23 protein-coding genes, 1 pseudogene and 1 riboswitch are annotated in these 26172 nt (G+C 66.1%); of the genes and pseudogenes, 12 read left to right on the top strand and 12 right to left on the bottom strand.

What is annotated here, in order from left to right; translation table 11 throughout:
* Positions 1-49: 49 nt before the first annotated feature.
* Both TX78_RS03285 and TX78_RS03290 read right to left on the bottom strand, forming a co-directional pair.
* Complete coding sequence (locus TX78_RS03285; RefSeq protein ID WP_187118351.1) at positions 50-619, bottom strand: HIT family protein; 570 nt, start codon at positions 617-619, stop codon at positions 50-52.
* Positions 616-1047 (bottom strand): hypothetical protein, encoded by a 432-nt coding sequence (locus TX78_RS03290; protein ID WP_044493725.1) that lies wholly within the window; start codon positions 1045-1047, stop codon positions 616-618. The genes TX78_RS03285 and TX78_RS03290 overlap by 4 nt, the downstream gene beginning before the upstream one ends.
* 115 nt (positions 1048-1162) lie before the next feature.
* On the opposite strand from TX78_RS03290, the gene TX78_RS03295 reads away from it, so the two are divergent.
* Positions 1163-2590, top strand: a complete 1428-nt coding sequence (locus tag TX78_RS03295) for an FAD-dependent oxidoreductase (RefSeq protein ID WP_044493727.1) — start codon at positions 1163-1165, stop codon at positions 2588-2590.
* 76 nt (positions 2591-2666) lie between these two features.
* On the opposite strand, the gene TX78_RS03300 is transcribed toward TX78_RS03295, so the two are convergent.
* Complete coding sequence (locus TX78_RS03300; RefSeq protein ID WP_044494321.1) at positions 2667-3548, bottom strand: M48 family metalloprotease; 882 nt, start codon at positions 3546-3548, stop codon at positions 2667-2669.
* Between the two features lie 984 nt (positions 3549-4532).
* On the opposite strand from TX78_RS03300, the gene TX78_RS03305 reads away from it, so the two are divergent.
* Positions 4533-5747 carry a Na/Pi symporter gene (locus TX78_RS03305; protein ID WP_049897406.1) on the top strand — a complete coding sequence of 405 codons (1215 nt, stop codon included), beginning with the start codon at positions 4533-4535 and terminating at the stop codon, positions 5745-5747.
* Between the two features lie 89 nt (positions 5748-5836).
* On the opposite strand, the gene TX78_RS03310 is transcribed toward TX78_RS03305, so the two are convergent.
* The gene (locus TX78_RS03310; RefSeq protein ID WP_044493730.1) at positions 5837-6325 is read right to left on the bottom strand and encodes a YajQ family cyclic di-GMP-binding protein; all 489 of its coding nucleotides are present in this window, start codon (positions 6323-6325) and stop codon (positions 5837-5839) included.
* A gap of 344 nt (positions 6326-6669) precedes the next feature.
* Between TX78_RS03310 and TX78_RS03315 the strand changes: the two genes are divergently transcribed.
* On the top strand, positions 6670-7680 hold the full coding sequence (locus TX78_RS03315) for a putative oxygenase MesX (protein ID WP_044493732.1): 1011 nt from the start codon (positions 6670-6672) through the stop codon (positions 7678-7680).
* A complete protein-coding gene (locus TX78_RS03320; RefSeq protein WP_044493734.1) occupies positions 7677-8705 on the top strand; it encodes a methionine synthase in 1029 nt (342 codons plus the stop codon). Before TX78_RS03315 ends, TX78_RS03320 begins: the two co-directional genes overlap by 4 nt.
* A 38-nt stretch (positions 8706-8743) precedes the next feature.
* Here TX78_RS03320 and TX78_RS13465 read toward each other — a convergent pair whose 3' ends face one another.
* A complete protein-coding gene (locus tag TX78_RS13465) occupies positions 8744-9088 on the bottom strand; it encodes a hypothetical protein (protein ID WP_199765250.1) in 345 nt (114 codons plus the stop codon).
* A 36-nt stretch (positions 9089-9124) separates the two neighbouring features.
* Between TX78_RS13465 and TX78_RS03330 the strand changes: the two genes are divergently transcribed.
* The 6 genes from TX78_RS03330 (at position 9125) to TX78_RS03360 (ending at position 14833) form a co-directional block, all read left to right on the top strand.
* Entirely contained in the window at positions 9125-9985 is an 861-nt protein-coding gene (locus tag TX78_RS03330; protein ID WP_101750611.1) for a uroporphyrinogen decarboxylase/cobalamine-independent methonine synthase family protein, read from the top strand.
* Between the two features lie 199 nt (positions 9986-10184).
* Positions 10185-10763: an OsmC family protein gene (locus tag TX78_RS03335; RefSeq protein WP_044493735.1), complete on the top strand. Its 579-nt coding sequence runs from the start codon at positions 10185-10187 to the stop codon at positions 10761-10763.
* Between the two features lie 20 nt (positions 10764-10783).
* Positions 10784-11869 (top strand): acyl-CoA dehydrogenase family protein, encoded by a 1086-nt coding sequence (locus TX78_RS03340; RefSeq protein WP_044493737.1) that lies wholly within the window; start codon positions 10784-10786, stop codon positions 11867-11869.
* Positions 11870-11890: 21 nt separating this feature from the next.
* On the top strand, positions 11891-13141 hold the full coding sequence (locus tag TX78_RS03350) for an ABC transporter substrate-binding protein (RefSeq protein ID WP_049897410.1): 1251 nt from the start codon (positions 11891-11893) through the stop codon (positions 13139-13141).
* Complete coding sequence (locus TX78_RS03355; RefSeq protein ID WP_081652538.1) at positions 13138-13977, top strand: ABC transporter permease; 840 nt, start codon at positions 13138-13140, stop codon at positions 13975-13977. The genes TX78_RS03350 and TX78_RS03355 overlap by 4 nt, the downstream gene beginning before the upstream one ends.
* 37 nt (positions 13978-14014) lie before the next feature.
* Complete coding sequence (locus tag TX78_RS03360; protein ID WP_049897412.1) at positions 14015-14833, top strand: ABC transporter ATP-binding protein; 819 nt, start codon at positions 14015-14017, stop codon at positions 14831-14833.
* A gap of 48 nt (positions 14834-14881) precedes the next feature.
* Here the strand turns inward: TX78_RS03360 and TX78_RS03365 are convergent.
* Positions 14882-15052: pseudogene (locus tag TX78_RS03365) on the bottom strand (O-acetylhomoserine aminocarboxypropyltransferase); the annotation flags it as partial.
* Between the two features lie 190 nt (positions 15053-15242).
* A riboswitch (SAM riboswitch) is annotated at positions 15243-15362 on the top strand.
* 15 nt (positions 15363-15377) lie between these two features.
* Here TX78_RS03365 and TX78_RS03370 point away from each other — a divergent pair.
* Together TX78_RS03370 and TX78_RS03375 are read left to right on the top strand one after the other, a co-directional pair.
* Entirely contained in the window at positions 15378-16841 is a 1464-nt protein-coding gene (locus tag TX78_RS03370) for an O-acetylhomoserine aminocarboxypropyltransferase/cysteine synthase family protein (RefSeq protein WP_081652539.1), read from the top strand.
* Positions 16841-18067, top strand: coding sequence for a cystathionine gamma-synthase (locus tag TX78_RS03375; RefSeq protein WP_081652540.1), 1227 nt, complete (start codon positions 16841-16843; stop codon positions 18065-18067). The genes TX78_RS03370 and TX78_RS03375 overlap by 1 nt, the downstream gene beginning before the upstream one ends.
* A 70-nt stretch (positions 18068-18137) precedes the next feature.
* On the opposite strand, the gene TX78_RS03380 is transcribed toward TX78_RS03375, so the two are convergent.
* The 6 genes from TX78_RS03380 to TX78_RS03405 form a co-directional block, all read right to left on the bottom strand.
* Positions 18138-19184, bottom strand: a complete 1047-nt coding sequence (locus tag TX78_RS03380; RefSeq protein WP_044493743.1) for an LLM class flavin-dependent oxidoreductase — start codon at positions 19182-19184, stop codon at positions 18138-18140.
* Positions 19185-19306: 122 nt separating this feature from the next.
* A complete protein-coding gene (locus TX78_RS03385) occupies positions 19307-20971 on the bottom strand; it encodes a dipeptide ABC transporter ATP-binding protein (RefSeq protein ID WP_044493745.1) in 1665 nt (554 codons plus the stop codon).
* A 1-nt stretch (position 20972) separates the two neighbouring features.
* Positions 20973-21938: an ABC transporter permease gene (locus TX78_RS03390; RefSeq protein WP_044493747.1), complete on the bottom strand. Its 966-nt coding sequence runs from the start codon at positions 21936-21938 to the stop codon at positions 20973-20975.
* Between the two features lie 23 nt (positions 21939-21961).
* The gene (locus tag TX78_RS03395; RefSeq protein ID WP_044493748.1) at positions 21962-22909 is read right to left on the bottom strand and encodes an ABC transporter permease; all 948 of its coding nucleotides are present in this window, start codon (positions 22907-22909) and stop codon (positions 21962-21964) included.
* Entirely contained in the window at positions 22906-24573 is a 1668-nt protein-coding gene (locus TX78_RS03400) for an ABC transporter substrate-binding protein (protein ID WP_081652541.1), read from the bottom strand. Before TX78_RS03400 ends, TX78_RS03395 begins: the two co-directional genes overlap by 4 nt.
* A gap of 152 nt (positions 24574-24725) precedes the next feature.
* Positions 24726-26108 carry an NtaA/DmoA family FMN-dependent monooxygenase gene (locus TX78_RS03405; RefSeq protein WP_044493750.1) on the bottom strand — a complete coding sequence of 461 codons (1383 nt, stop codon included), beginning with the start codon at positions 26106-26108 and terminating at the stop codon, positions 24726-24728.
* Positions 26109-26172: the final 64 nt, after the last annotated feature.

A 26172-nucleotide genomic window follows, 5' to 3' on the forward strand; every position in this document is an offset into this window, starting at 1 on the left:
GTTCCGGCAGTTTTTCTACGTTAGTGTGCAGCGCGGGCCGCGTGCAGCCTCAGCTGCCGGGCTTCTCGTCTGACAGGACTGTCTGCAGCGCAGATTTCAGTTCCTGGGCACGCTGGGCGCGGAATTCGACATCCAGGGGATGCCGAATCTGTCGGTAGAGCATGTCATCGCCGTAGCGCGGGAAAACATGCAGGTGGTAATGCCAGACATGCTGGTTTCCGGCCGGCTCATTATGCTGCCGCACCGAAGTGCCCTCCGGCTCCCAGGCCAGCTTCATCGCCAGCGCCACCTGCCGTGACATGACCCCGATCGTGGCCAGCAGCTCGTCCTCCAAGTCATAGAGCGCCTCACGGTGGGCCACGGGGGTGATCATGGCGTGACCCGGATGCGGCCCGAAGCCGTCACAGGCGATAAACACCAAGAGGTCCTCATCCTGATAGACCAGGTCACTGAGCTCGCAGCGGTTCCCTGGATCAGAGGTGTCACCGGCGGCCAGCTGGCAGAACGGACACACATAGCCTGCCGGGGCGTGGGAGCGCCACAGCGGCTCATCCCGGGTCAGCTCAGGGTCTTCCCAGGGTCCGGCGGCAGCGCCGGGGCCGTCGTCGTGTCCGTTCATTCCTCGTCCTCGAAGGAGAACTCGAGAAGGTCGAAGAGGAACTCGCTGACTGTCGCCCCCTCGGGGGTCCACTCGTGCTTATCGTTATTGCGGCGATGGATCAGCGGGTCAGGCAGATCAAGATCGTGGACGTTGATGCCCCAGACCCAGCGTTCCTCCTCATCCTCGAGGAACAGCAGGTGGCCTTCCTCCACCACCAGCTCATCCGGATCGAAGATGAAGTGATAGGCCTCCAGAATCTCCTCGCAGCGGCCCAGCGCCAGGTAGAGCTCCTGGAGCACAGTTGGCAGCTGGGTATTGTCCGCCAGCTCGGACTCAGCGATGAGCTGAGCCAGCTCCTGCTCGGTATATCCCTCCTGAGGGGTCCATTCGTCGTCGAGGTACTTGGGCACCAGCTGTTTGAACCGCTCCAGGAAGATCTCCGCCATGGTTCCATCCTAGGTGCCGACCAGCAGGAACATTCAGGTACGGCGGCATGTTGTCTAATAAGGCATACTGTCTTGAGGTAAATCGCCAGTTTTCGTGAAAGGAAACCCGCCCCCCGTGTCTGACACGTTCTCCTCCCGGCCCATTCGTGTTGCCGTCATCGGTGCAGGTCCCGCGGGAGTCTACGCCTCAGACATCCTGGCGAAGGCCCAGAAGAAGCTCGATGTGCAGTTCAGCATCGACCTCTTCGACCGTTACCCGGCGCCCTTCGGGCTCATCCGCTACGGCGTGGCTCCCGATCATCCGCGTATCAAGGGCATCATCAAGGCCCTGCACAAGGTTCTGGATCGCGGAGACATCCGCCTGATCGGCAACGTCAACATCGGCACAGACCTGACCATCGAGGACCTGCGCCGCCACTACGACGCGGTGATCTTCGCCACCGGTGCCATCAAAGATGCCGACATGAGCCTCCCCGGCGTCGAGCTGGAGGGCTCCTACGGGGCAGCCGACTTCGTCTCCTGGTACGACGGCCACCCGGACTACCCACGCGAATGGCCCCTGGAGGCCCAGAAGGTCGCCGTGATCGGCAACGGCAATGTGGCGCTCGACGTCGCCCGAGTGCTCTCCAAGCACGCTGATGATCTGCTCGAGACAGAGATTCCCGACAACGTCTACGAGGGCCTGAAGACCTCTCCGGTCACTGACGTTCATATCTTCGGCCGCCGTGGCCCCGCACAGGTGAAGTTCACGCCCCTGGAGCTGCGCGAGCTCTCCCACAGCCGCGACGTCGACATTGTCCTCTACGAGGAGGACTTCGAGTTCGACGAGGCCTCCGATGAGGCGATCAAGACCAATAACCAGATCAAGACCATGGTCAACACCCTGGCCAACTGGCTGGTGGAGCAGGAGGAGCGCGAAGCCGAGGCTTCCCGGCGTCTGCACCTGCATTTCCTGCACCAGCCGGTGGAGATCCTCGAGGGCAAGAACGCTGATGGCTCCGGCACCGGCAAGGTAGCTGGCATCCGGTTCGAGCGCATGGAGCTCGACGGCACCGGCAACGCCCGCGGCACCGGAGAATTCGTGGATTACGAAGTCCAGGCCGTCTACCGCGCCATCGGCTACTTCGGCTCGGAGATCGAGGGCATTCCCTTTGACGACAAGCGCGGAGTCATCCGCAACGAGGCCGGACGCGTCCTGGACGAGAACGGCGAGCATATCCCCGGCACCTATGCCACCGGCTGGATCAAGCGCGGCCCAGTGGGGCTGATCGGTCACACCAAGGGCGATGCCATGGAGACCATCGACTGCCTGATCAACGACGTCGAGAGCCTGCCTCAGGCTGAAGCTCCTCAGGAGCAGGCCGTGGTGGAGCTGCTGGAGTCCCGCGGAGTGGAGTACACCACCTGGGAGGGCTGGCTGAAGCTCGATGAGCATGAGCTCGGGCTCGGCGCCTCCTTTGGCCCGCTGGCAGACGGCAATCCTCGCGAGCGCGTGAAGGTAGTTCCGCGCGAGGAGATGGTCCGCATTTCACGGGCCGACTAGAACGCACTGGCCTTACAAACACAGGAGGGGCTCACCGCATGATGCGGTGAGCCCCTCCTGTGTTTCAGCCTGGGGTCTATCCCATGCCGGCCATATTGCGCAGCCGCTGGATCCGCTCGGTCATCGGCGGGTGGGTGGAGAACATCTGCTTAGCCCGGGGGCCGAAGGGGTTGGCGATCATCATGTGCGCATGGGCATCATGCTTGGGGTCTTCCTTCAGCGGCTGACGGGCGATGCCGCCGTCGAGCTTCTGCAGCGCCGAGGCCAGCGCCAGCGGATCACCGGTCAGAGCCGCACCGTCAGAGTCAGCGTCGTACTCCCGGGTTCGGGAGATCGCCATCTGGATCAGACCTGCCGCCAGGGGCATCAGCAAGACTGCCAGGAGTGCTCCCACCAGCATCAGCGGGTTTCCGCCCTGATTGTTATTGGAGCCGCGTCCTCCGCCGAAGAGCAGGAAGAACTGCGTCACGGTGGTCAGGAAGCCTGCCACCGCCGCGGCCACTGAGGAGATCAGCACGTCCCGGTTGTAGATATGCATCAGCTCATGACCGGTGACCCCGCGCAGTTCCCGTTCATTGAGCAGGTTCAGGATGCCCTCGGTGTAGCAGACCACCCCATTCTCCGGATTGCGGCCGGTGGCGAAGGCGTTCGGGGTGGGCTGCGGGGAGATATAGATCCGCGGTGCCGGCTGCTGTGCACGAGCCGCCAGCTCCTCCACCATCTGGTACAGCGCTGGGGCCTGCTCCCGGGTCACCGGGTAGGCCTTCATGGCGCGTAGAGCGATCTTGTCAGAATTCCAGTAGGAGTAGGCCACAGAGACCACGCCTATGCCGGCAAACAGGAACAGCACTGCCGGAGTGGAAGTGAAGTAGGCGACGATCGCACCGACCAGAAGCAGCAGTGCAAAGAGGAACATCAGCAGCCCGAAGGTTCTGAGGCGTCCATGATGGTGGTGCATGCTCACACTCCCGTGCATTGTTCGGTCTCGCCCATTGGCGTCATTGGGTAACGCCATTCTACGGAGGAGTTTCTGCTGAGCGGGTCTCTGGGGCGGCGTGAAGTATCCCTGAGTCAAGAATCGTCCCTTGATTTGCCGCGGGGATCGTCGCGAGGTGAAACGACCCTACCTGATACTTCAACGCCCACCGGTACTTGCCTGCGGAGAGGACCCGGTCTCCGGCACCACGGGACCCTCCACGGGCTGCCATGTCCACTTTGAGGTGATCGTGGGCGGTGATGTGGGTCAACCCGGCCCTCTACCTGCCTGGCTTCTAGGACCAGCCCGAATATCTGTATCCTGGCGGCTATCAGGGTTACGTCCCGGGTGGGGGACGCGAGAATCGCGACGACCTTAGTGCGGCAGGCTCCCTGGAGAGCCAATCTGCCAGTCCCTCGACCAGCCAGTCACCGACTTCGCCTGAGCCCGAATCCACCGGGTCCCAGCAGCCGACCCCGAGCGAGCCAACAAGTCCAAGCCCCAGCCCCAGCGACCCGGAGCCATCGTCTCCTGAGCCCAGCCCCGGTCCAGACGATGAGTCAGCCTCACCCACCCCGGACCCGACGTCTCCGGGGACTGAAACGCCGGAACCTGAGGCTCCTGAACCCACCACAGAGACCCCCAGCAGCGGCTCGCCCTCACTGGATGTCTGCGAGGTTCGCGATGATGCCGGCGAGCTGCTTGAGCCGGATCACCCGGACTATGAAGAGTTGAAAGAGCTCCTGCCTGCAGACTGCGATGACTAACCCTCGCCCGCGGAGAAGTCCGCGCGTTGGGTGACTAGTGGTCGATGCGCGGAGATGATATTCATCACAAAACTGGAGCGTTCAAGCAGAATCACCCACTTGTTTACCTGAAGTTCACCTTGGGCTGGGACTCTCAACTCGCACGGGAGATAGAGCGTTCCAGCTAAGCGCTCATCCGCCACAGCTTCAGGAGACTTTTATGGCAATCTCGCCACCGGTGGAGAAGCAGCAGACCCCCTCCACTGTCGTTATCGACTCCCCGCGTCCCACTGGCCGACGCCCCCTCTCACCCCGCACCACCAGCATCCTTAATTGGCTCACCGTCGTGGCAGGCGTCTATGTCCTGATCACTGCGGTGAACGTCATCGGCGCAGGCTTTTCACTGGCCGCCGGTGATCAGGCCGCCACGCTCTTCTCTTTCGCCACCAACCCGATCGTCGGTCTGATGATCGGCATCGTCGGCACTGCCCTGACTCAGTCCTCTTCCACCACTACCTCGGTGACGGTGGGACTTGTGGCCGGTGGACTGCCGCTGGAGATCGCAGTGCCGATCATCCTCGGTGCCAATATCGGCACCACCTTGACCAATACCCTGGTCAGCCTGGGCATGATCCGGGATAAGGACCAGTTCCGCCGCGGGTTCGCCGCCGCAACCGTCCACGACTTCTTCAACCTGCTGGCTGTCGCCATCTTCCTGCCCCTGGAGATGATGTTCGGGCTCCTGCAGCGCCTGGCCACCGCAGCTGCCGGTGGGCTCTCCGGTGCCGACGGCGGGGTGGTCACCACGATCTTCGGCGGCATCGGCGGGGCCGTGAAGGCAGCCACCAGCCCGTTGTCCAACCTCATCAAGTCCGTACTGGGCCAGATCCCAGGTCCCTGGGGCGGCATCGTGATGATCGTGCTGGCCATCGCGCTGATCCTGATGGTCATCAATCTGATCGGACGCAAGCTGAAAGCTCTGCTGGTGGGTCGGGCCAAGAAGGTGCTGCACACCGCCATCGGCCGCGGACCGGTGACCTCTATCGGATCCGGTGCGCTGGTGACCGTCATGGTGCAGTCTTCCTCCACCACCACTGCACTGATGGTGCCGCTGGCCGGCTCCGGCGCACTGACTCTGCGTCAGATCTACCCCTTCACCCTGGGTGCGAATATCGGAACCACGGTGACCGCGCTGCTGGCTGCTTTCGCTTTCGACGGCGCCCTAGGCACCATCGCGCTGACCGCGGCCCTGGTGCACCTGTTCTTCAATGTGCTGGGCACTCTGGTCGTCTACGGCCTGCCCGGCCTGCGTGAACTTCCGTTGATCGGGGCTACCTGGCTGTCCAACCTGGCTGCCGAGAAGAAGTCCGCAGCTTTCGCATGGGTCATCGGAGTCTTCATCCTGCTGCCACTGGGGCTGATCTTCGTCCTGTGAGCTGACCTAGCCTGATGTGAGAACAGTGAGGGCCGACGACGGGAGCATCCGTCGTCGGCCCTCACTGTCTGATCAAGAGGACGAGGCTCTTAGCGGAAGTTGATGAACTGCAGGGCTGCGTCCTCGAAATCCTTCAGCAGCGCGATGACTTCCTGCAGATCATCGCGGGACTTGGACGTCACGCGCAGCTCATCGCCCTGGATATTGGCCTTCACGCTCTTCGGACCCTCATCGCGGATGATCTTCGTGATCTTCTTGGCGGTGGCCTGGTCGATGCCCTCCTTGATCACACCTTCAATCCGGTATTCCTTGCCGGAGGCAAAGGGCTCTCCGGCGTCGAAGGACTTCAGCGAGATGCCGCGCTTGATCAGCTTGGAGCCGAAGACGTCCTGCACGGCCTTGGCGCGCTCCTCGGAGTTGGCCTTGATCAGGATCTTCTCACCGGAGAATTCGATCTCCGCGCCGGTGCCCTTGAAGTCATACCGCTGAGCGATCTCCTTCTGAGCCTGATTCAGCGCGTTGTTGATCTCCTGCTTGTCCACCTGCGAGACGATGTCGAACGTGGATTCCTTGGCCATGGGTCCTCCTGCTGTGGGGCTGCGTCGGTCAGGGCCTCAGCATATCGTCGTGCGTCACACGCTGAAGACATGAACATATTGCGCTATGATCGCTCTCAGCAGCGCGCATGCGAAGCCTCGCGCCTGACGCCCCGTCCGGGCACCGACCGCACCTGGTGCGCCCTCGGCCGGACGGCCCCGTCAGCACCGCTGCGAACACCTGTACACAGCCGTGTGCTCCCAGCGTGTGTTCGCAGATGCGAGGATCCTCTGGGGGCGTGACCCGTGAAAGTGACCATGCGTCTGACCTCCCTGTCCACACCCGCCGGCCCTCTCCACGTCGGCACTCCGGGGGTGCCGCCCCGATGACGAACCCGACCTTCACCCTCGTCAGGACCCGCTTCGACGAGGACTATCAGCCCGAGGACGGCACCAGGCTGACCACCAACTTCGCGAACCTCGCCCGCGGCGAGGACCGGCGGCAGAACCTGCGTTCGGCGCTGCGGATGATCGACGATCGCTTCAACCAGCTGATGCGGCCCGAGGGCGCCGAGGCAGGCGACCGGTATGCGCTGGAGCTGGACATCATCTCGGTGAACATCGAGCTGGGGGAGGCGGCGCCTGCAGACGCTGAGGGCTCCTTCCCGCTGATCGAGATGCTGCAGACCACGATCCTGGACCGGGAGACCGGGCGGCGCACCCCCGGCATCGTGGGCAACAACTTCTCCTCCTATGTGCGCGACTACGACTTCAGCGTGCTGCTGCCCCAGTACGGCGGCCCCGCCGGCCTGCCCGAGGACTTCGGAGAGCTGCACGGCAACCTCTACAGGAGCTTCCTGGGCTCGGAGGCATATGCCCGCAGCTTCGAGAAGCGGCCGGTGATCTGCATCAGCGTCTCCAGCAGCAGGACCTACCGCCGCACCGGTCACCAGCACCCCGTGCTCGGCGTGGAGTACCGGCAGGACGAGTACTCCCTGACCGACCGCTACTTCGCCAAGATGGGTATGGAGGTCCGGTACTTCATGCCGCCCCACGGCGCCGCACCCCTGGCCCTCTACTTCACCGGGGATCTGACGGCCGACTACACCGAGCTCGAGCTGGCCGCCACGATCGCCACGATGGAGACCTTCCAGAAGATCTATCGGCCGGAGATCTACGCCGCGAACTCCCCGGCCGGGGAGCACTACCGCCCCAGCCTGGATCATGCCGACCACACCCCCACCGGGATCGTCTACGACCGTGAGGAGCGCTCCCGGCTCGGCCAGGAGCAGGGGCGGTACGCCCAGGAGAAGCTCATCCTCCCCTTCGGGGACATCCTCGAACAGTGGGCCGCCCGCCATTCGACCCATCAGACCTCGGAGGGAACCGCCTCATGAACACCCTGCTCCCCACCACCACCGCCGGCAGCCTGCCCAAGCCCTCCTGGCTCGCCCAGCCGGAGACCCTCTGGTCGCCCTGGAAGCTGGAGGGCGAGGAGCTCGCCGAGGGCCGTCGCGACGCCCTGCTCCTGGCCCTGGCCGAACAGCAGGCCGAGGGGATCGACGTCGTCAGCGACGGCGAGCAGACCCGCCAGCACTTCGTGACCACCTTCATCGAGAACCTCGAGGGAGTGGACTTCGAGGACCGCCGTACGGTGACCATCCGCGACCGCTACGAGGCCTCGGTGCCGAGCGTCGTCGGCCCCGTCAGCCGGAGGCGGCCCGTGTTCGTCGAGGATGCGGCCTTCCTGCGTCGGCACACCGAGGCGCCGATCAAGTGGGCCCTGCCCGGGCCGATGACCATGATCGACACCCTCTACGACGCCCACTACGGCAGCCGTGAGGAGCTTGCCTGGGAGTTCGCGGCGATCCTGAATCAGGAGGCCAAAGAGTTGGCGGCCGCCGGCGTGGACGTGGTCCAGTTCGACGAGCCGGCGTTCAACGTCTTCTTCGACGACGTCAAGGAGTGGGGAGTGGCCGCGCTGGAGCGTGCCGCCGAAGGGCTGTCCTGCGAGACCGCGGTGCACATCTGCTACGGCTACGGCATCGAGGCCAACACGAACTGGAAGAAGACGCTGGGCTCGGAATGGCGCCAGTACGAGGAGACCTTCCCGAAGCTCCAGCAGTCCAGCATCGACATCATCTCTCTGGAGTGCCACAACTCCCATGTCCCCGTGGAGCTACTGGAGCTGGTCCGGGGCAAGAAGCTGATGGTCGGGGCGATCGACGTCGCCAGCACCGAGGTGGAGACGCCGGAGGAGGTCGCCGCCACCCTGCGCAGGGCCCTGGAGTTCGTGGACGCCGACAAACTCTGGCCCTCCACCAACTGCGGGATGGCGCCCCTTCCGCGCAGCGTGGCCCGCGCCAAGCTGGGTGCGCTGAGCGCCGGGGCAGAGATCCTGCGCCGCGAGCTCGCCGGCTGATCCTGATCCCCGGCCCGTTCAGTCCAGGGGTGCGCGACTCAGTCCAGGGGCGCGCGACGGCGGGAGGCGGCCGAGGGGCCGTGGTGCGCAGCGCGCTGGGTGACGCGCCACATGCGCCGCGGCAGCTCCCCCTCGGTCACCTCCTCCACGGACTGCAGGTGCCAGCCCTGCGCCAGGGAGTCGACCAGCTCGCGGCTGAAGAATTGCACGGCGAAGCCTCCGTGGACCCAGATGTCCTCCCCGACGCCGATCCCCTCGCCGAAGTGCGCGTCCCCGGTGTGGCGCACCGTGTAGACGAAGAGTCCACCCCGGCGCAGCACCCGTCGGACCTCGGCGGCGGCGGCCTCGAGGTCACCGGCGAGGATCTCTTCAGCTGGCCCCACCAGGAGTCCAGCCCGGGCAACATCAAGCTCACCAACATGCTCAACCGCCGCGACTGGGTGAAGTTCAAGCAGTTCTACACCTCCCGAGAGCTGCAGACCGGCAAACAGGCCACCGCCTTCCCCGCCACCACCGGACCCCTCACCTGGCGGGGTCAGGAGGCGATCGAGACCGACATTGCCAACCTCAAGGCTGGCCTTGACGCCGTCGGGCTGGAGAAGGGGTTCATCACCTCCATCGCCCCCGGCTCCGGAGCTCGCGTGCCCAACTCCTACTACAAGACCGAGGAGGAGCACATCTACGCGTGGGCCGATGTGCTCAAGAACGAGTACAAGGCGATCACCGACGCCGGCCTCATCCTTCAGCTCGACGACCCCTCCCTGGCAGAGAATTGGGACCAGATCAGCCCTGAGCCCTCCGTGGAGGACTACCGGAAGTTCACTCAGATCCGTATCGAGGCCATCAACTACGCCCTCGAGGGCATCGACCCGGAACTGGTCCGCCTGCACATCTGCTGGGGCTCCTGGCACGGTCCGCACACTACCGACATCGAGTTCCGCCACATCGCGGACCTGTGCCTGGAGGCCAACGCCAAGTACTTCACCTTCGAAGCCGGCAATGTCAGGCACGAGCACGAGTACACCGTGTGGGACGACCTGAAGCTGCCCGAGGGCAAAGTCATCGCCCCCGGGGTGGTCTCCCACGCGACCAATGTGGTTGAGCACCCGGAGCTTGTGGCGCAGCGTCTTCTACGTTTCGCCGAGCGCGTGGGCAAGGAAAACGTCCAGGCGAGCACCGACTGCGGCCTGGGAGGACGTCTGCACCCGGACATCGGCTTCGCCAAGCTTGAGTCCCTGGCGCAGGGAGCAGCGCTGGCGACGAAGAAGCTGTGGGGATGAGAGCAGTCGCCTCTGACTGATCCCGCTGACGGCCCGTCCTCCTTCTTTGGGGACGGACCGTCGCGCTGTCGTCGTCGGGCATTTATGTCTCCAGATGAAGAGGTTTATGTTCACCCGATGTTCAGCTCGTAGTATGCGAGGAAACGGATGATGCTCCGTACCGCACGTGAACCACCGACCTCGAAGGAGAACCGTTCCTATGGGCGCCGAGACGACTCATCTTGAAGGCATCGATGCTGAAGGCCTGGCCAACCTGTCTCAGAAGAACCGGGAGAACCCCGAGCACGGCCACAAGGTGGTGAAGACCAAGACTGTGGCTGAGGCCGGCTTCCGCAACCTCAACTACGTGCGCGACCACAAGCCCTTCCTGATCTCCGAGCCTCACAAACTCCTGGGGGACGATGAGGCCCCGAACCCGACCGAGTTCGCGCTGGGCGCCCTGGGCTCCTGCATTTCCGTGGGTCTGCTGGCCAACGCCACCCACCGCGGAGTGACGCTCACCAAGATCGAGGTGGAGCTTGAGGGTGACATCGACATCTCGGCCACCTGGGGCGTAGGCGACCTCGATCCGGAGAAGGTCCTGGGCGTCTCCCACGTGCGCGTCAACGTAGTCCTCTACGGTGACGCCGACGAGGCCACCCTGCAGGAGATCACCGACAACGCCATCGCATGGTCCCCCGTGGTGAACACCTTCAAGCGTCCGGCGACCTTCGAGACCACTCTGACCGTGGGCGAGGCCCCCACCGACTCCGAGAGCGACGCCGCCAGCCACGGCTGAGCCGCAGGGAGCCTGTTGCCATGACCACCGCACCCGCCGACGCCCCGCTGACCCACACCGAGGTGCCCCGCGACCTCCTGGAGGCGGTCGCCGAGCGCGCCTCAGCCATCGACGCTGGGGAGGCGCTCGCTCGCGAGTTCCTCCCCGAGCTCGGCCGGCACGGTCTCAACGATCTCGGGGCGCCAGGCAACACCGGGGGAGACCTGCTGCCTCAGGCGGCAGTGATCGAGCAGCTCGCTGAACGGTCCCTCTCGACGGGGTTCGCCCTCTGGGGCCACCGGATGGCCGTGGAGTACTTCGCCACAGCCGGTACGCCGTATGCCCACTCAGTGCTGACCGGACTGCGTGAGGGAACCGTCCCCGGAGTCTCCGGGATGGCCTCGGCATTCAAGGCGTTCGCCGGGGCGGGAACCCTGGATCGCACCGCGGTCCGAGAGGGGCAGGAGCTGATTCTCAACGGCCGGCTGCCCTGGGCCTCCAATCTCTATCCGGACGCCGTCGTAGCGACCTCGGCATGGGAGACCGCCCAGGGGGAGAAGACCCCCATCGTGGTGAGCTTCCCTGTGGATGCTCCGGGCGTGGAGATCGGCCGAGACCTGGATCTGCTGGCCCTGCAGGGCACCTCCTCGACTTCCGTGAAGCTCACCGACGTCCGGATTCCGGTGGAGCAGGTCCTCTCTGAGGACTTCTACGGCTTCCTGGCCCGATGCCGCCCCACTTTCGCGGTGCTGCAGAGCGCCTTCTGCCTGGGGCTGGCAACCGCCAGCTTCCGGGCGGCCCGTAGCAATCTCCCCGGCCTCAATGAGGTGTTCTTCGAGGAGTTCCGGACTCTGCAGGATGAGCTCGCGGAGGTTAAGGCGCTGCTCCGCGACTACGCGCTGCGGGTCAACACGGAGCACGCTCCTCAGCGCTCGGAGGTCCTCTCCCTGCGCCTGCAGGCCGGACAGCTCGCGGTGGCCCTGGCGACCCTGGAGATCAAAACTTCCGGCGGCAAGGGCTACGTGGTGACATCAGACGCCAACCGGCGCTTCCGTGAGGCGACCTTCCTGCCCGTGCAGTCCCCCTCCGAAGCGCAGCTGCGCTGGGAACTGGCCCACGGGCGCTGAGACGTCCGACGAAGGAGCTCCATGCACTCGCCCTCGTTCTCCGGTGGCCTCTCCCGCCGCAGCCTGCTGGGGCTCGGAGCGGGAGCCTCCGCCGCCGCCCTGTTGGCGGCCTGTGCGCCTGCCGGTCCCGGTGCTCCGGCCGCAGCCGTCGAGCCCCCGACGTTTGAGCCCAGCCTGCCCGCGCCGGAGAACCTCGAGCAGACCAACATCACTATCGGCTTTGTGCCCATCACCTGCTCCTCTCCGATCGTCAACGCGGCGGCCCTGAACATCTACGAGCACTACGGGCTCAACGTGACCCTGCGCCGCTTCACGGGGTGGGCAGAGCTGTGGATCGCCTTCGTCGCCGGCGAACTCGACGCCACCCAGTTCCTGGCGCCCATGCCCCTGGCCATCCATCACGGCTTCGCCTCCGGTCAGCGCAGCCTGCGACTGCCCTATGTCACCAATATCAACGGCAACGGCATCACCGTCTCCCAGCGGCTGGCGGGGCAGGTCGAATCCCCCGAGGACTTCGCGGGCCTTCGCCTGGGACTGCCCTTCGACTACTCCGTGCATAATCTGCTGGCCCGTGACTACCTGGTCTCCGGGGGACTGGACCCCCAGACCGACGTGGACCTGCGCATTATGCGTCCGGCCGATATGGTCACCGCCCTGGCCGTCGGTCAGATCGACGCCTTCTGCCTGCCGGACCAGTTCAACCAGCGGGCCGTGGTCGAAGGCGCCGGATTCATCCACGCTCTGACCAAGGACCTCTGGGCAGAGCATCCGTGCTGCAGCTTCGCCGTCGCTGAGGACTTCGCCGCCGCCAACCCCAACACCTACACGGCGCTGCTGCGCGCCATCGGGGATTCGGCACTCTTCATCGATGACCCCCAGCGCCGCGCGGAGACGGCCTCCCTCATGGCTCAGCCCGCGTTCCTGGGCCTGCCGGAACCGGTGCTTACCGCTGTGCTGACCGGGAACTACCCCGACGGCACCGGCGAGGAGCATTCGGTTCCCGACCGTATTGGATTCCAGCCCTACCCCCACGAGTCCTACGGTGTATGGATGTTGGACTCCATGCAGCGCTGGGGGCTCACCGGAGAGCAGACCTTCACCACCGGAGCCGAGTATTCGGCCGCCGTCTCAGAGGTCTTCGACTCGCAGGCCGCCGCGGACGTCTTGGGTGCTCTGGGCGGAATCACGCAGGAGCGCACCGCGGAGACGGTGCTCGGCCGCACCTTCGACCCTCAGAATCCCCTCGAGTGGAGTAAGCAGGCAGCATCATGACCACCACCGCGCACAAAGAGGCCTCTCCCCAGTCGCTCCAGGACGCCGCCAAACGAGACCGTGCAGCGCACCGCCTCAAGGCCGCGGGTCTCTTCGTGATCTTCTTCGTGCTCTTCATCGGCCTCTGGCAGCTAGCCACCATGGGGTACGACGACGGCGGGCTGGCCCCGACCCCCGCGGCGAGCTGGCAGCGTCTGGTGGAGGTGCTCTCGGGCGCCTTCACCCACAATCCGCCCAACGACGTCGGCATCGTCTTCCACCTCGTGGCCTCGCTGCAGCGCGTGCTGCTGGGATTCGGGCTGGCTGCGCTGGTGGCCATACCGCTGGGGCTGCTGCTAGGCACCAACCGCACCATCAACGCCGCCCTGGAGCCGTTCATTCAGGTACTGCGCCCGGTCTCCCCGCTGGCCTGGCTGCCCCTGGGGCTGGCCCTGCTGCGTGACGCCGAGGCCACCGCCGTCTTCGTGATCTTCATGGCCAGCCTCTGGATCATCCTCATCAACACCATCGACGGGGTACGCCGGGTCAACCCCCTCTACCTGGACCTGGCCCGCACCCTGGAGGCCACCAGCACCAACCGGACGCTGCGCATCCTGCTGCCTGCGACTCTGCCCGGCATCGTCACCGGCCTGCGCACGGCGCTGTCCACGGCCTGGCTCGTGATCGTGGCTGCCGAGATGATCGTGGGCAACCGTGGCATGGGCACCTTCGTGTGGACGGAGTGGAACGCCCTGCAGATCGACAGCATCGTCGTGGCCATCCTCATCATCGGCGCAGTGGGCTTTGTGCTCGACCGCTCCATCGCCCAGCTGCACCGACTCATCCCGAAGAACTGACCCGCCCGCACGTTCATCGCGTGGAAGGAAAACCCTCATGACCGTGACCTCCGAGGCCACCGCCGAACCCCTCACCGCCGCCCCCGCGCTCGCCGCCGTGGAAGTCACCAAAGGATTCCCCCACCGCCGGAGAGGGTTCCAGCGGGTGCTCGGCGAGACCAGCTTCTCTATCCGTGAGGGTGAGTTCGTCACCATCATCGGACCCTCCGGTTCCGGAAAGTCCACCCTGCTGAAGCTCCTGGCCGGGCTCGAAGCGCCCGACTCGGGACGAGTGGAGCTGGCCGCAGAGCCGGTCACCGCTCCCAGCCGGCGTCTCGGCGTCGTCTTCCAGCAACATGTGCTCCTGCCGTGGCTCACCGCCAAGCAGAACGTGCTCTTCGCCCTGGAAGCCCACGGAGGCTCTGACCGCTCTGCGAGCGAACGCGAACGGCTGGCCGAGCATTGGCTGGAGCTGGTGCAGCTCTCCGAGGCGAAGGACCTGAAGCCCGGACAGCTCTCCGGAGGCATGCAGCAGCGAGTGGGCATCGCCCGGGCCTTCGCCCTGGAGTCAGAGGTGCTGCTGATGGATGAGCCCCTCGGTGCACTCGATGCCCTGACCCGGCACACCTTGCAGCTGCAGCTGCTGAAGCTCTCCGAGCAGGAGAAGAGGACGTTCGTGCTGGTCACTCACGACGTGGATGAGGCGCTGCTGCTCTCCGACCGGATTCTGGTCTTGTCCCAGGGGCCCGAGGCTGCCGTGCTCAAGGACGTCAAGGTTCCGTTCCCGCGCCCGCGCGACCGTGATGCCGTGGAGTCCAGTAGCGACTACCTCGCCCTGCGGCGTGAGCTTCTGGGGCTGCTGACCTCCGGCAGCTGAGGGCGGCGTCGCTACCGCCTAGCGGGACTCCACCGTCCAACCGAGTCGGGGCGCCACCTCCTGCAACCCGAAGCGCTTGGCGGCGGCGTCGGTGTCCGGGGAGACAAACGAGGTGGTCTGCTGGATCGGCAGGGCGCGGGCGCCGCTGACCGGATCCGGGGCGACGCCGGCGTGAATCTGCTGCGTCTCAAACTGCCAGGCGAGGGTGGAATCGCTCATGGATACTCCTTGGGGTCTCTGTGGTCGCCGTCTCGTTTCACCGGTGACGAGGCCGATGCTGTGCCTTCGGAGGGGATTGGGGTAGAGGTGCGTAATGTTCATACATACGACTAGCGTCCGTTAGTTAACGGGGAAGAACCCCTGATGTCGAGGTGAATAAAGTGCGTGCATGCCGTAATATGTTCACAGCGATCACGAGTACCGGTTCACTTAAGGCTCTGGCTGACCGGTCGGCAACCCTTCCGCGGTGATGGGGTGCCCCAGATGACGATCCGGCCGCAGGCAGACCGCCTGAGGGCAAGCACGGCTCATAAAGGAGCGCAGCATGTCTGCGACAGCACACCTCAGACCCTCCAGCCACTCACGGCAGGAGCCTTCCTGTTTCAGCACCCGGCAGATCCATCACGGACAGGGATCGCGCGCCGGTGCCGCGGGCCCCACAGTGACCCCGGCGGTGGGCGTAGTGCCCCCGGTGCACCTGGCTGCAGCCTATGAATTCACCAGTCTGCGTGACGCTAGGGAAGCCTTTGCTCAGCGGGAACCGGGGTTCACCTACGCACGCACCGGAAGCCCCACCGTGGCTCTCCTGGAGCAGCGCCTCGCAGCCTTGGAGGGTGGTACCGGCGCCGTGGCCACCGCCTCGGGGCAAGCCGCGATCGCGCTGACGCTTCTGGCTCTGGCGGGGCGCTCGGGGCAGAGCGCAGACGGCCTGCCCCATCCAGGGGTGCCCGCCGGGCACGTGGTGGCCTCCTCCCGGATCTACGGCGGAACCGCGGATCTGCTCAACGACTCGCTGGCCGAAGCCGGTATCACCGTCACCTGGGCGGACCCGCACGCCCTGGACGAATGGGAGCGCGCGGTGGATGAGCGCACACGGGCGCTGCTGGTGGAGTCCATCGGCAACCCGCACGGCGACCTTCCGGATCTGGCGGCGCTCGCCGACCTCGCCCGCCGCGAGGACATACCGCTCGTGGTGGACAACACCCTGGCAACGCCGTACCTCTTCCGGCCGGGAGAGCACGGAGCGGACTTCGTGGTGCACTCCACCACCAAGTACCTCACCGGCAACGGCACAGCTCTGGGCGGGGCGGTGGTGGACACCGGGCGATTCAGTCCCGAGGCTGACCCTGCCCGCTGGCCCCAGTTCACCGCCGGGTTACCTCGATTTGGCGGGGTGCCGCTGACCCAGCGCTACGGTGACGGGGCGGTGCTTCACTTGATTCGCGCCAAGTATCTGCACGACCTGGGGCCTTGCGCCGCTCCCTGGAATGCCCAGCAGACCCTGGAGGGGATCGAGACCCTGGATGTGAGGATGGATCGCCACTGTCGAGTAGCCGAGGAGCTGGCTCGCCGTCTGCAGGACCATCCGGGTGTGGCGCGAGTCCGGCACCCCAGCCTGCCGCAGGACCCCAATGGCGCAGTGGCGGCTCGCGACTTCCCCCGAGGCACCGGTGCGGTACTGTCCTTCGAACTTACCGCCGGCCCCTCAGAGGTGGAGCGCTTCATCGATTCCTTGCAGCTGATCAAACTGGCCGCGAACATCGGTGACAGCCGCACCATGGTCGCCCATCCGGCGTCGATGACCCACTGCAGGCTCTCCGAAGCGCTGCGTGAGGCCGGTGCCATCACTGAACAGACCATCCGCCTCTCCGTGGGGCGGGAGGACGTCGAGGACCTGTGGCGCGACCTCCGCCAGGCCTTCGACCGCGCGGGACTGACCGAAGCGCAGAACCACCATCTGATCACGCAGGACGGCGCCGCAGAGGCGCTGAAGGAGGTGAGCAGCTGATGACGCTGATTCCTGAGACCCCCACCCGATCCATCCCGGCTGCGCCGCGGCCGTCCATGCGGCTCCGACCGGGCTTCGCCACCGAAGCCGTGCATGCCGGTCAGGACCCTGATCCGCTCACCGGCGCGGTTATTCCTCCGATCTACCAGACCTCGACCTTCACTCAGCACGGGGTCGAGACGCTGAAGAACGGCTACGAGTACTCCCGCGGCGGCAACCCCACCCGCAACGGCTTCGAAGCGCAGTTGGCCGCTCTTGAGGGCGGAGGAGCGGCGTTCGCCTTTGCCTCGGGAATCGCCGCCGAGGATGCCTTCCTGCGGGCGGTCCTGCGTCCGGGAGACACGGTGATTGCTGCGGCGGAGACCTACGGCGGCACCCACCGGCTGCTGACCCAGATCTACGCTCGCTGGGGTGTGCGCACGGTGTTCGTGGATCCGAGCAGTCCCCGGGATCTGGAGCGCGAGCTGGACTCCGACCCCACGGTGCGCCTGCTCTGGTTGGAAACCCCCACCAACCCCCTGCTGACCGTGGTGGACATCGCTGCGTGGTCGCGCATCGCCCATGCCCACGGGGCCCTGGTGGCGGTGGACAACACCTTTGCCTCCCCTGCACTACAGACCCCATTGGCCCATGGTGCTGACGCGGTCATCCACTCCACCACGAAATACATCGGAGGTCACTCAGACGTCCTGGGTGGCGCCGTCGTCGTCGGCGGGGCGCAGTGGGAGGGCACGGCCCTGGAGGAGCTCGTGCGGTTCCAGCAGTTCGCCGCAGGCGCGGTGGCCGGCCCGCAGGACTCCTTCCTCGCAGCCCGCGGGCTGAAGACGCTGGGAGTACGGATGCGCCAGCACTGCGAAAATGCCGGAATCCTCGCCGAGTGGCTCACCAGCCATCCGCGGGTACAGGAGGTGCTCTATCCAGGGCTGCCCCTGCATCCCACCCATGAACTGGCCGCCGCGCAGATGTCAGGCTACGGAGGACTCATCACTTTCCGGGTCTCCGGGGGCGAGGCTGCCGCCCGGCGTACCGCCGAGTCCACCGAGATGTTCGGGCTCTCCGTCAGTCTCGGCGGGGTGGAATCCCTGATCTCCCACCCTGCCACCATGACGCACGGTTCCACACGCGGAACACCGCAGGCACCGCCCGCCGACGCCGTGCGCGTTTCTGTGGGCATTGAAGACGTCGAGCATCTGGTAGATGACCTTGACCGCGCCCTGCGCGCCTGACTGGCCTGTCCCGAGTGAGGAGCCTGCCCCGATGGCCCGGTGGTCCGGCTCTATGAGGGCGAGGCGCTCGCTAGGAGCGGTGGGGACGCCAGCCCAGAGCAGGGCCCAGGTGCTCGGCAATGTCGGTGAGGATCTGCACGTAGTCCTCGTGGGAGAAACTGAAGGGCAGCGCGAACGCGACCTCCTCGACCTCCCGGAACCCTGCGTGGGCATAGAGCGCGGCGGCAATCTGCTCACTGGTGCCCAGAAGATCCTTGGCCGGCAGGAAGCCCCGGGGCCCCTGAGGGGTGAGGGTGCGCGGTGTCCGCTCCTCCACATAGCGCCGGTACTTCTCTCGCTGTGCGTCAGTCGCCGAATCAGTGGGGATGACCACAAGCCCCTGCGACACCCGGGCCCGCTCGCCCAGCGGGTGCCGGGCGCGGAAAGCCCGGATCTGCTCGGCCTGAATCTGCGCGAAGTCGGGAGCCTCTCCCTCGTGCCTCTGCTCCGGGGGTACCAGCACCACGGAGGAGGTTAGTAGGTTCAACCCCGCCGATCCCGCCCACTGGGCGGAGCGAAGGCTCCCGGCGCCGTACCAGAGGCGCTCCCGCAGACCGGGGGAGTGGGGCTCCACACGCTCGGAGAACTCTTCGACGACGCCGTCTTTTCCGGAGAAACCCCAGGCGGGTTCCCCGCTGATGAATCGGATGAGACGTTCGGCTCGGGTGTAGCTGAAGTCCTCAGCGTCCGAAGTGTCGGGGTAAAGGCTGGAGCGGACGCTCTCCCAGCGCATGGGCTCGCCCACGCTGATCCCGGGATTGATGCGGCCGCCGGAGAGCAGATCCACGGTGGCCAAATCCTCAGCCAGCCGCAGTGGGTTCTCCCACGCCAGGGGAGTGACCGCCGTTCCCAGTTCGATACGGCTGGTGCGCTGGGAAGCCGCGGCCATCACGGCGATGGGAGAGGAGATGCCGTACTGCAGGTGGCGATGCCTCAGCCACGCTGAGTCGAAGCCTAAGCGCTCGCCGAGCTCAATGATCTCCAGGGTGGAGGTGTGTCCATCGGCCGGGCGGTCCCGGTCGAAGAGGCCGATGGTCAGGAAGCCGAGCTTCTTCAGGGGTGCACCGGGTGCAGGCATGGAACCTCACTTGAGAACGGGATGTGTGATGACGGAGTTTTCAGAAGGGGTGGAACTCCAGGCGCTGAGGGAGTCCCAGCTGTTGAGCCAATACTGCCCGGCCCACCAGCGTAGCAGCGCTCTCATGCTGTGACCTCCGCAATGTGGAGGGGAGCCTGCCTGCCGGAGATCGCTCCCAGCAGCTCCTGCGTATAGGAATGTTGCGGGTGCTCGAAGAGCGCGGCGGTGGGCCCTTCTTCCACGATCCGGCCGGCGCGCATGACAGCCACGCGATGGGCCAGGTGCCGCACCACGGCTAGATCGTGGGTGATGAACAGATAGGTCAGGCCCTGATCCCGCTGCAGCTCTGCCAGTAGCTCCAGCACCTGGGCTTGGACAGAGACGTCGAGTGCGGAGACCGGTTCATCACACACCACCAGATCCGGTGCCAGGGCCAGGGCACGCGCAATGGCGACCCGCTGACGCTGCCCGCCGGAGAGCTCGACGGGCTTGCGGCCCAAAGCATGAGACGGAAGCGCTACTCGGTCCAGCAGATGCGCGGCAGTGTCTCGCCGCTGAGCTGTGGTTCCCACCGCGAAGGCGTCCAGCGGCTCAGTGATGATCTGCTCGATGGAGAACCGAGGGTCCAGAGAGGCATAGGGGTTCTGGTAGATCAGCTGCGCTCGCCGCCGCAGCTGACGCCACTCCCCGCGCCGCAGGGCAGTGATGTCCTGCCCGTCGAAGAGGAGTGTGCCGGCGTCGGGCTTCTCTAAGCCCAGCGCGAGCTTAGCGGTCGTGGATTTTCCTGAGCCGGACTCCCCCACCAGAGCCAGAGTCTCACCCCGGGCCAGGGAGAAGCTCACGCCGTCAACCGCCCGGACGCTCTGACGAGGCTCACCACGGCGGGCCGGCAGAGTGAAGCTGCGGCACAGTCCCTCGGCACGCAGCAGCACCTCAGGCTCCTCCGGCAGGGGTGCAGGGGCCCACGCCGGTTCGGTGAGGCCGGGAGCGCTGGCCACGAGCTGACGGGTATAGGCATCCTGCGGAGAGGCGAGCACCTCAGCGGCGGTGCCGGACTCCACGATCTGCCCGCCGCTCATCACCAGGATGCGGTCCGCGCGGTCGGCGGCGACGCCCAGGTCGTGGGTCACCAGCAGCACCGCGGTGCCGCGGGCGGCGGCGAGATCGTCCAAATGGTCCAGAATGCGCCGCTGCACTGTGGCGTCGAGGGCAGAGGTGGGCTCATCGGCGATGAGAAGGTCCGGATCCCCGGCGATCGCGATCGCGATGAGCACCCGCTGACGCATGCCGCCCGAGAGCTGGTGCGGATACTGGCGCAGGCGCACCGCGGGACGATCGATGCCGGCCTGGTCCAGCAGCTGCTGGGCCTGCTGCCGCGCCGCGGCCTTCGACATCCTGCGGTGGGCGCGTATGGCCTCCATCACCTGATGGCCAATGGTGCGCACCGGGTTCAGGCTCACGGTGGGATCCTGGGGTATCAGCCCGATGCGCGCACCCCTCAGACTGCGGAACTGGCGGTCGCTCCACCGGGTGATGTCCTCACCCCCGTAGCGGATGGTGCCGTCGGTGAGACGGGCGTTTTCTGGCAGCAGACCAATCAGTGCGTGGGAGAGGGTGGACTTGCCCGATCCGGACTCCCCCACGAGGGCGACTTTCTCCCCGGCACTGATGTTCAGGTCGGCGCCACGAAGGGCGGGGATTGAGCCGGCGGCGGTGAGGTACTCAGAACAGAGACCGCGGACTTCCAGGAGAGGTCGCGAGGTGCTCGGGTTGAGCTGCTCGGTCATCTCAGAACCTCCTGCGTTCGCCACCCAGGGCATGGGCGAGACGGTTGATGGATAGGACAGTGGCTGCGATGACCAGACCGGGCAGGGTGGTCAGCCAACCGGCGGCAGCCATATAGTTACGGCCCTCGGAGACCAGTGAGCCCCATTCCGGGGCAGGCCGGGGAGCGCCGTAGCCGAGGAAGCTCAGGGCCGAGACCGCCAGGATCGCCATGCCGAACTCCAGCACGGCCAGGGCAAGAATGGGACCGGCGGCGTTGGGCAGCACATGTCTGCGCAGGGTGGTGTGCCAGCGCGAGCCCAGGGACCGGGAGGCCTCCACAAAGGTGGACTGGCACACGCGCAGACTCTGGGAGCGGGCGATGCGCGCGAAGGTCGCGACCGAGCCAAGGGCTACCGCGATCGCCACATTGGTAGAACCGAAGCCCAGAGCGGAGATCAGCGCCAGCGACAATAGCAGCGAGGGGATGGCCAGCAGCACGTCCACGACCCGCATGATGGCCTGATCGATCCACCCGCCCAGAAAACCGGCCGCGACGCCGAATATTCCCCCCGAGATCAAAGCGATGACGACGGCGATCAGTGCCGTCCGCAGCGATAGTGAGGTCCCGTGCACCACCCGGGTATAGAGGTCCCGGCCGAGGTGATCGGTGCCGAACCAGTGGGCGGTGCCCGGAGGCTGCAGCGCCTGCGAGCTGTCACCGGTGTAGGGGTCTCCCGGGGCGAGCACTCCCGGCGCGAAAGCTGCGGTGAGCACCAGCAGCAGGAACAGGGCGCTGAGGAGAAGCCCGGGCCTGCGCAGCCAGCGGCGGGTGCGCCCCGCTTGGCCCTGAGCGGGGGAACGTTCGCGCCCGCCACGGTCCGGTCTGCCGGGGACGGTCTGAAGGGTCGCGGGCTCGGGTCGGGGTTCTGAGGGATCAGTGCCCGGCAGCTCGGGTTTGAGGGCGGAGGGAGCAGCGATCTGGGTCATGGTGGTTTCCTTAAGGCGTGGCCCTAGGCGTAGGAGCGCCCTACGGTGACGCGGGGGTCGGCCAGGGGTAGCAGCAGATCAACAATCAGGTTCGCGGCGATGAAGACTACGGCGCCGAAGAGCACCACCCCCTGAACGACGGGCAGGTCCTGGAGAGTGACCGCCTGGACCGTCAACTGCCCCAGGCCAGGGCGGCTGAAGACGGTCTCGACGATCACTGAGCCAGCCAGCAGGTTTCCCGCGATGAGCCCCACCATGGTCAGTGAGGGGAGGGTCGCATTGCGCAGCACGTGACCCAGATGAACCTGGAGCCGGCTGATGCCCTTAGCGCGAGTAGTGGTGACGTAGGGGTCGAGGGCGGCTTCCTGCAGGGACTTCGCCAGCACCTGGGCCACCAGTGCACTGATGGGCAGTCCCAGGGTGAGAGCGGGCAGCACCAGAGAGCGGATCCCGTCATCGCCCATGGCGGGGAAGATGCCCCACTGGAAGCTGAACCACTGAATGAGCAGCAGCCCGATCCAGAACGTGGGCAGCGAGACCGCAACGGGCGGAATGCCCAGCAGCGCCTCGCGCAACCAGGCGGAGTGCGTGTAGGTGGCCACCAGAGCAATGCCGCCGCCCAGCACCAGGGCGATTACTAGTGCCGCTGCGGAGAGCTCCACGGTGGGGAGCAGGACCTGACCCACGGCAGTGCTCACCGGCTGACCGGTCTGAACCGAGGTGCCCAGATCTCCCTGAACTGCGGCCCACAGGTGGGAGGCGTACTGGAGGGGCAGCGGGTCGTTGAAACCGTAGGCATCCCGCAGTTCTTCGAGACGCTCGGCGGAGACTGCCCCGTTGTCGAGGCCGCCTGCCAGCATGGCCGAGACCGGGTCTCCGGGAATGATGTAGAGAATCGCGAAGGTCACCGTGTAGGCGGCCCACAACACCCCTGCGGCCAGCAGCACCCTCAGAACGATGTAGCGGGTCATTGTTCTGCGTCCTCGATCCACACATCGTTCAGGTGCACGCGTGACCCGGAGTCGAACCGCACTCCGTGCACCTCGGCGCGGACGGCGAGCACCGTGGTCAGATCCACCACGGGAATCTCCAGGTATTCAGTGACCAGATGCTCCTGAGCCTGGGCCACCAGCTCGGCGCGCTCCTGGGGGTCCGTGGCGGCGGCCTGCTCGAGAAGCAGGTCATCCAATGCGGAGGGCTCCAGGCGATAGCTGTTGGCGAGATCGGTGTGATAGGTGGTGCGCAGAATGTCGGGATCCGCCCGGGTGATGTTGCCCCAGTTGGTCTCGAAGGTCCCCTCGCTCAAGTGGGTCTGCCACTCGGCGACCTGACCCTCCTGCAGGCTGACACCGATGCCGACGGCGGCCAGCTGCTGCTGGATCAGCTCCAGGGTGGGGGCGTTGGTGGCCGCATTGTTGAACCAGAGAATCTCAAACTCCAGGGGCTCACCGTCGCGCTCCCAGCCGCCGTCGTCGGTGCGTTCGTAGCCCGCCTCAGCGATCAGCTGCTCGGCGCGCTGCGGGTCGTGGCCCAGATGCTCGGAGAGGTCTGCGTGGTCGGGAGTGGTGGAGGACAGGATGCTCGTGGCAGCAGGCGTATCCGCGGTGTAGACGGTGCTGACGATCTCCTCGCGGTTGATGGCCAGCGAGATCGCCTCGCGAACCTCCTCATCGGCGAAGACCTCCAGATCGTGGTTCAGACGCAGCCCGAAGGCGATTCCAGGATTGGTGCGCGCCAGCAGCTGGGCTTCGGCCGCCTGCAGCTGAGCCTCATCCTGCGGAGCGATGTTGCCGATGACTTCGACCTGGTCGGACTGCAGGGAGCCCGCGCGGACACCGGACTCCGGCACCACTGTGAACTCGATGCCGTCCAGATAGGGTTCGGACTGGTTCTCCCACAGGGAGGATCCCCAGTCATACCCTTCGCGCGCGCTCAGGGAGATCGAATCGTTGGGCGTGTAGCTCTCCAGGACAAAAGGACCCGAGCCGATGACGGACTCGCAGCGTGCGTCATCACTGGCGGCGACGGTGTCGGGGTGCAGGATACCCAGGGTGTGAGTCGAGGTGGCCTGCAGGAACTGGGCGCTGGGTTCGGCGAAGGTGACCGTGAAGGTCCGCTCGTCCACGATCTCGGTGCCCTCGTAGCCCTGTAGGTATCCCCCGATCAGCGCAGCGCGAGCCCCCAGGTCCAGAGCACGGTCAAAGTTGGCCGCCACCGCTTCGGAGTCTACGGGGGTGCCGTCGGAGAAGGTCACCCCCTCCTGCAGGGTGAAGGTGAACTCCGTGGCGTCGTCGTTGATCTCCCACTCCTGCGCCAGCCAAGGGACGATCTCTCCGGTCTCCGGATCCTGGTCGGTCAGGGAGTCCACGAGCTGACGCGTGGAGTAGATGGAGTCATTACTGCCGACCTGCTGGGGGTCGATGCAGCCGGCGTCGGAGCCCACGGCGAAGCGCAGGGTTCCTCCGGAGACGGGATCTCCGCCGCCATCAGCTGCGGGGGACTGAGCTCCGGCACCCCCGCAGGCGGTCAGCGCGAGGAGGGTGCTCAGTCCAATGCCGGCCCCCAGAGCGCGCAGGCGCGAGCCAGAGAAGGTTCGCTGAGGGGTGCGAGAGTGTGGCGGTGGTGCAAGAGTCATGATGTGGGTCCTTCTGCGTCGGCCTGCGCGGGGCGCAGACCGGGTGCGGGTGGGGCTGACGGTGAATGGGATTCACAGGGTGAGCGGGGAGACGGGCTTCACCGGGCTGGCATGCAGATCCCGGCGCAGCCCACCCCGTGGGGCAGGAGAGGTCAGAGGCCGGCCGACGCGAAGACAGGCGCGTCGTTCTCGGCGCTCTCCTGCCTGCTCGGCGGCGCAATGCCGAGCAGGTCTCGGAGCGTGGAGCGCTCAGGGTAGTCAGTGCGCAGAGCACCGCGCTCCTGCAGGATCGGCACCACCTTCTCGACAAAGGGCGCCAGGCCGGAAGGGGTGATGTGCGGGACCAGGATGAAGCCGTCACAGACGTTGGTGCTCACGGCCTCGATCAGGGCGTCCGCGACCGTGGAGGGACTGCCGATGAGCGATTGCCGCGCCTGTGTGGCAATGACGGTCTCGCGCAGACTCAGTCCCCGCTCACGAGCCAGGCGGCGCAGCGCAGCGATCTCGGCGTGGACGTCGTCGTGCTCGCGAGCCCGGCCGGCAAAGAGCGAGGGCCCTTCGGTGTCCGGCTCGATGTCCGGCAGCGGTCCGTCCGGGTCATAGGCCGAGAGGTCGCGGTTGAAGAGGCGCTCCAGAATCAGCAGCGCGGTCTGTCCGCTGACCTGCTGACTGCGCACGTGGGCGGCGAGCTCCTCGGCTTCGGCATCGGTGTCACCGATGACGAAGCTCACTCCGGGCAGGACCTTCAGGTTCTCCGGGTCCCTGCCCTCCCGGGTGGCGCGCGCTTTGACGTCGGAGTAGAACTGTCTCCCCGCCTGAGGCGTGCTGTGACGGGTGAAGATCGCGTCAGCATTGCGCGCAGCGAAGTCTCGCCCCTGGTGCGAGTCCCCCGCTTGGAAGATCACCGGGCGGCCCTGGGGCGGACTCGGCACAGTTGGCCGGCCGGTGATGTCGAACTGGCTGCTGCGGTAGACGAACTGCTCAGGCTCCCGCCCCTGCCAGGAGTCCCAGATCGCTGCCGCGGCGCGGACGAACTCTTCAGCTCTGACGTAGCGCTGATCGTGGGGCAGATAGCCGCCGCGGCGGAAGTTCTCCCCGGTGAAGGCGTCGGAGCTGGTGACCACGTTCCACGCCGCCCGACCCGCTGAAAGGTGGTCCAGAGTCGCAAACTGGCGGGCCACCTCATAGGGCTCGTTGAAGGTGACGTTGATGGTGCCCGCCAGGCCCAGGCGCCTGGTGACCGCTGCCAGTCCGGCCAGCACCGGGAGCGTGTCGGGGCGCCCGACGACGTCGAGATCGTGGATCTTTCCCTTCTGCTCCCTCAGTCGCAGCCCCTCGGCGAGGAACAAGAAGTCGAACCTGCCGCTTTCAGCGATCTGCGCGAAGGTCCGAAACGACTCGAAGTCGATGTGGCTGCCGGAGGCGGGATCGGACCATACGGTGGTGTTGTTCACGCCCGGGAAATGGGCGCCCAGGATGACCTGGGGCGGTCCGTCCTGACGAGTGTAGGTGCCGGTGCGCGTGCTGGTGCTCACTGCTGGCCTCCTGCCAGGGCCGGGGAGTAGCGGTTGACGGCCTGCTTCAGTCCCAGCCGCTGCC

Source organism: Nesterenkonia massiliensis, assembly GCF_000455245.1.
Taxonomy (GTDB): domain Bacteria; phylum Actinomycetota; class Actinomycetes; order Actinomycetales; family Micrococcaceae; genus Nesterenkonia; species Nesterenkonia rhizosphaerae.

What these genes read in the sequence shown, in the direction of transcription:
- TX78_RS03355 (WP_081652538.1), top strand. Translation starts at nt 13,138, where the DNA reads ATGACCACCACCGCGCACAAAGAGGCCTCTCCCCAGTCGCTCCAGGAC.
- TX78_RS03285 (WP_187118351.1), bottom strand. Translation starts at nt 619, where the DNA reads ATGAACGGACACGACGACGGCCCCGGCGCTGCCGCCGGACCCTGGGAA.
- TX78_RS03315 (WP_044493732.1), top strand. Translation starts at nt 6,670, where the DNA reads ATGACGAACCCGACCTTCACCCTCGTCAGGACCCGCTTCGACGAGGAC.
- TX78_RS03330 (WP_101750611.1), top strand. Translation starts at nt 9,125, where the DNA reads ATGCTCAACCGCCGCGACTGGGTGAAGTTCAAGCAGTTCTACACCTCC.
- TX78_RS03380 (WP_044493743.1), bottom strand. Translation starts at nt 19,184, where the DNA reads ATGCCTGCACCCGGTGCACCCCTGAAGAAGCTCGGCTTCCTGACCATC.
- TX78_RS03300 (WP_044494321.1), bottom strand. Translation starts at nt 3,548, where the DNA reads ATGCACCACCATCATGGACGCCTCAGAACCTTCGGGCTGCTGATGTTC.
- TX78_RS03375 (WP_081652540.1), top strand. Translation starts at nt 16,841, where the DNA reads ATGACGCTGATTCCTGAGACCCCCACCCGATCCATCCCGGCTGCGCCG.
- TX78_RS03395 (WP_044493748.1), bottom strand. Translation starts at nt 22,909, where the DNA reads ATGACCCGCTACATCGTTCTGAGGGTGCTGCTGGCCGCAGGGGTGTTG.
- TX78_RS03385 (WP_044493745.1), bottom strand. Translation starts at nt 20,971, where the DNA reads ATGACCGAGCAGCTCAACCCGAGCACCTCGCGACCTCTCCTGGAAGTC.
- TX78_RS03360 (WP_049897412.1), top strand. Translation starts at nt 14,015, where the DNA reads ATGACCGTGACCTCCGAGGCCACCGCCGAACCCCTCACCGCCGCCCCC.
- TX78_RS03390 (WP_044493747.1), bottom strand. Translation starts at nt 21,938, where the DNA reads ATGACCCAGATCGCTGCTCCCTCCGCCCTCAAACCCGAGCTGCCGGGC.
- TX78_RS03400 (WP_081652541.1), bottom strand. Translation starts at nt 24,573, where the DNA reads ATGACTCTTGCACCACCGCCACACTCTCGCACCCCTCAGCGAACCTTC.
- TX78_RS03305 (WP_049897406.1), top strand. Translation starts at nt 4,533, where the DNA reads ATGGCAATCTCGCCACCGGTGGAGAAGCAGCAGACCCCCTCCACTGTC.
- TX78_RS03320 (WP_044493734.1), top strand. Translation starts at nt 7,677, where the DNA reads ATGAACACCCTGCTCCCCACCACCACCGCCGGCAGCCTGCCCAAGCCC.
- TX78_RS03335 (WP_044493735.1), top strand. Translation starts at nt 10,185, where the DNA reads ATGGGCGCCGAGACGACTCATCTTGAAGGCATCGATGCTGAAGGCCTG.
- TX78_RS03350 (WP_049897410.1), top strand. Translation starts at nt 11,891, where the DNA reads ATGCACTCGCCCTCGTTCTCCGGTGGCCTCTCCCGCCGCAGCCTGCTG.
- TX78_RS03310 (WP_044493730.1), bottom strand. Translation starts at nt 6,325, where the DNA reads ATGGCCAAGGAATCCACGTTCGACATCGTCTCGCAGGTGGACAAGCAG.
- TX78_RS03370 (WP_081652539.1), top strand. Translation starts at nt 15,378, where the DNA reads ATGTCTGCGACAGCACACCTCAGACCCTCCAGCCACTCACGGCAGGAG.
- TX78_RS03340 (WP_044493737.1), top strand. Translation starts at nt 10,784, where the DNA reads ATGACCACCGCACCCGCCGACGCCCCGCTGACCCACACCGAGGTGCCC.
- TX78_RS03290 (WP_044493725.1), bottom strand. Translation starts at nt 1,047, where the DNA reads ATGGCGGAGATCTTCCTGGAGCGGTTCAAACAGCTGGTGCCCAAGTAC.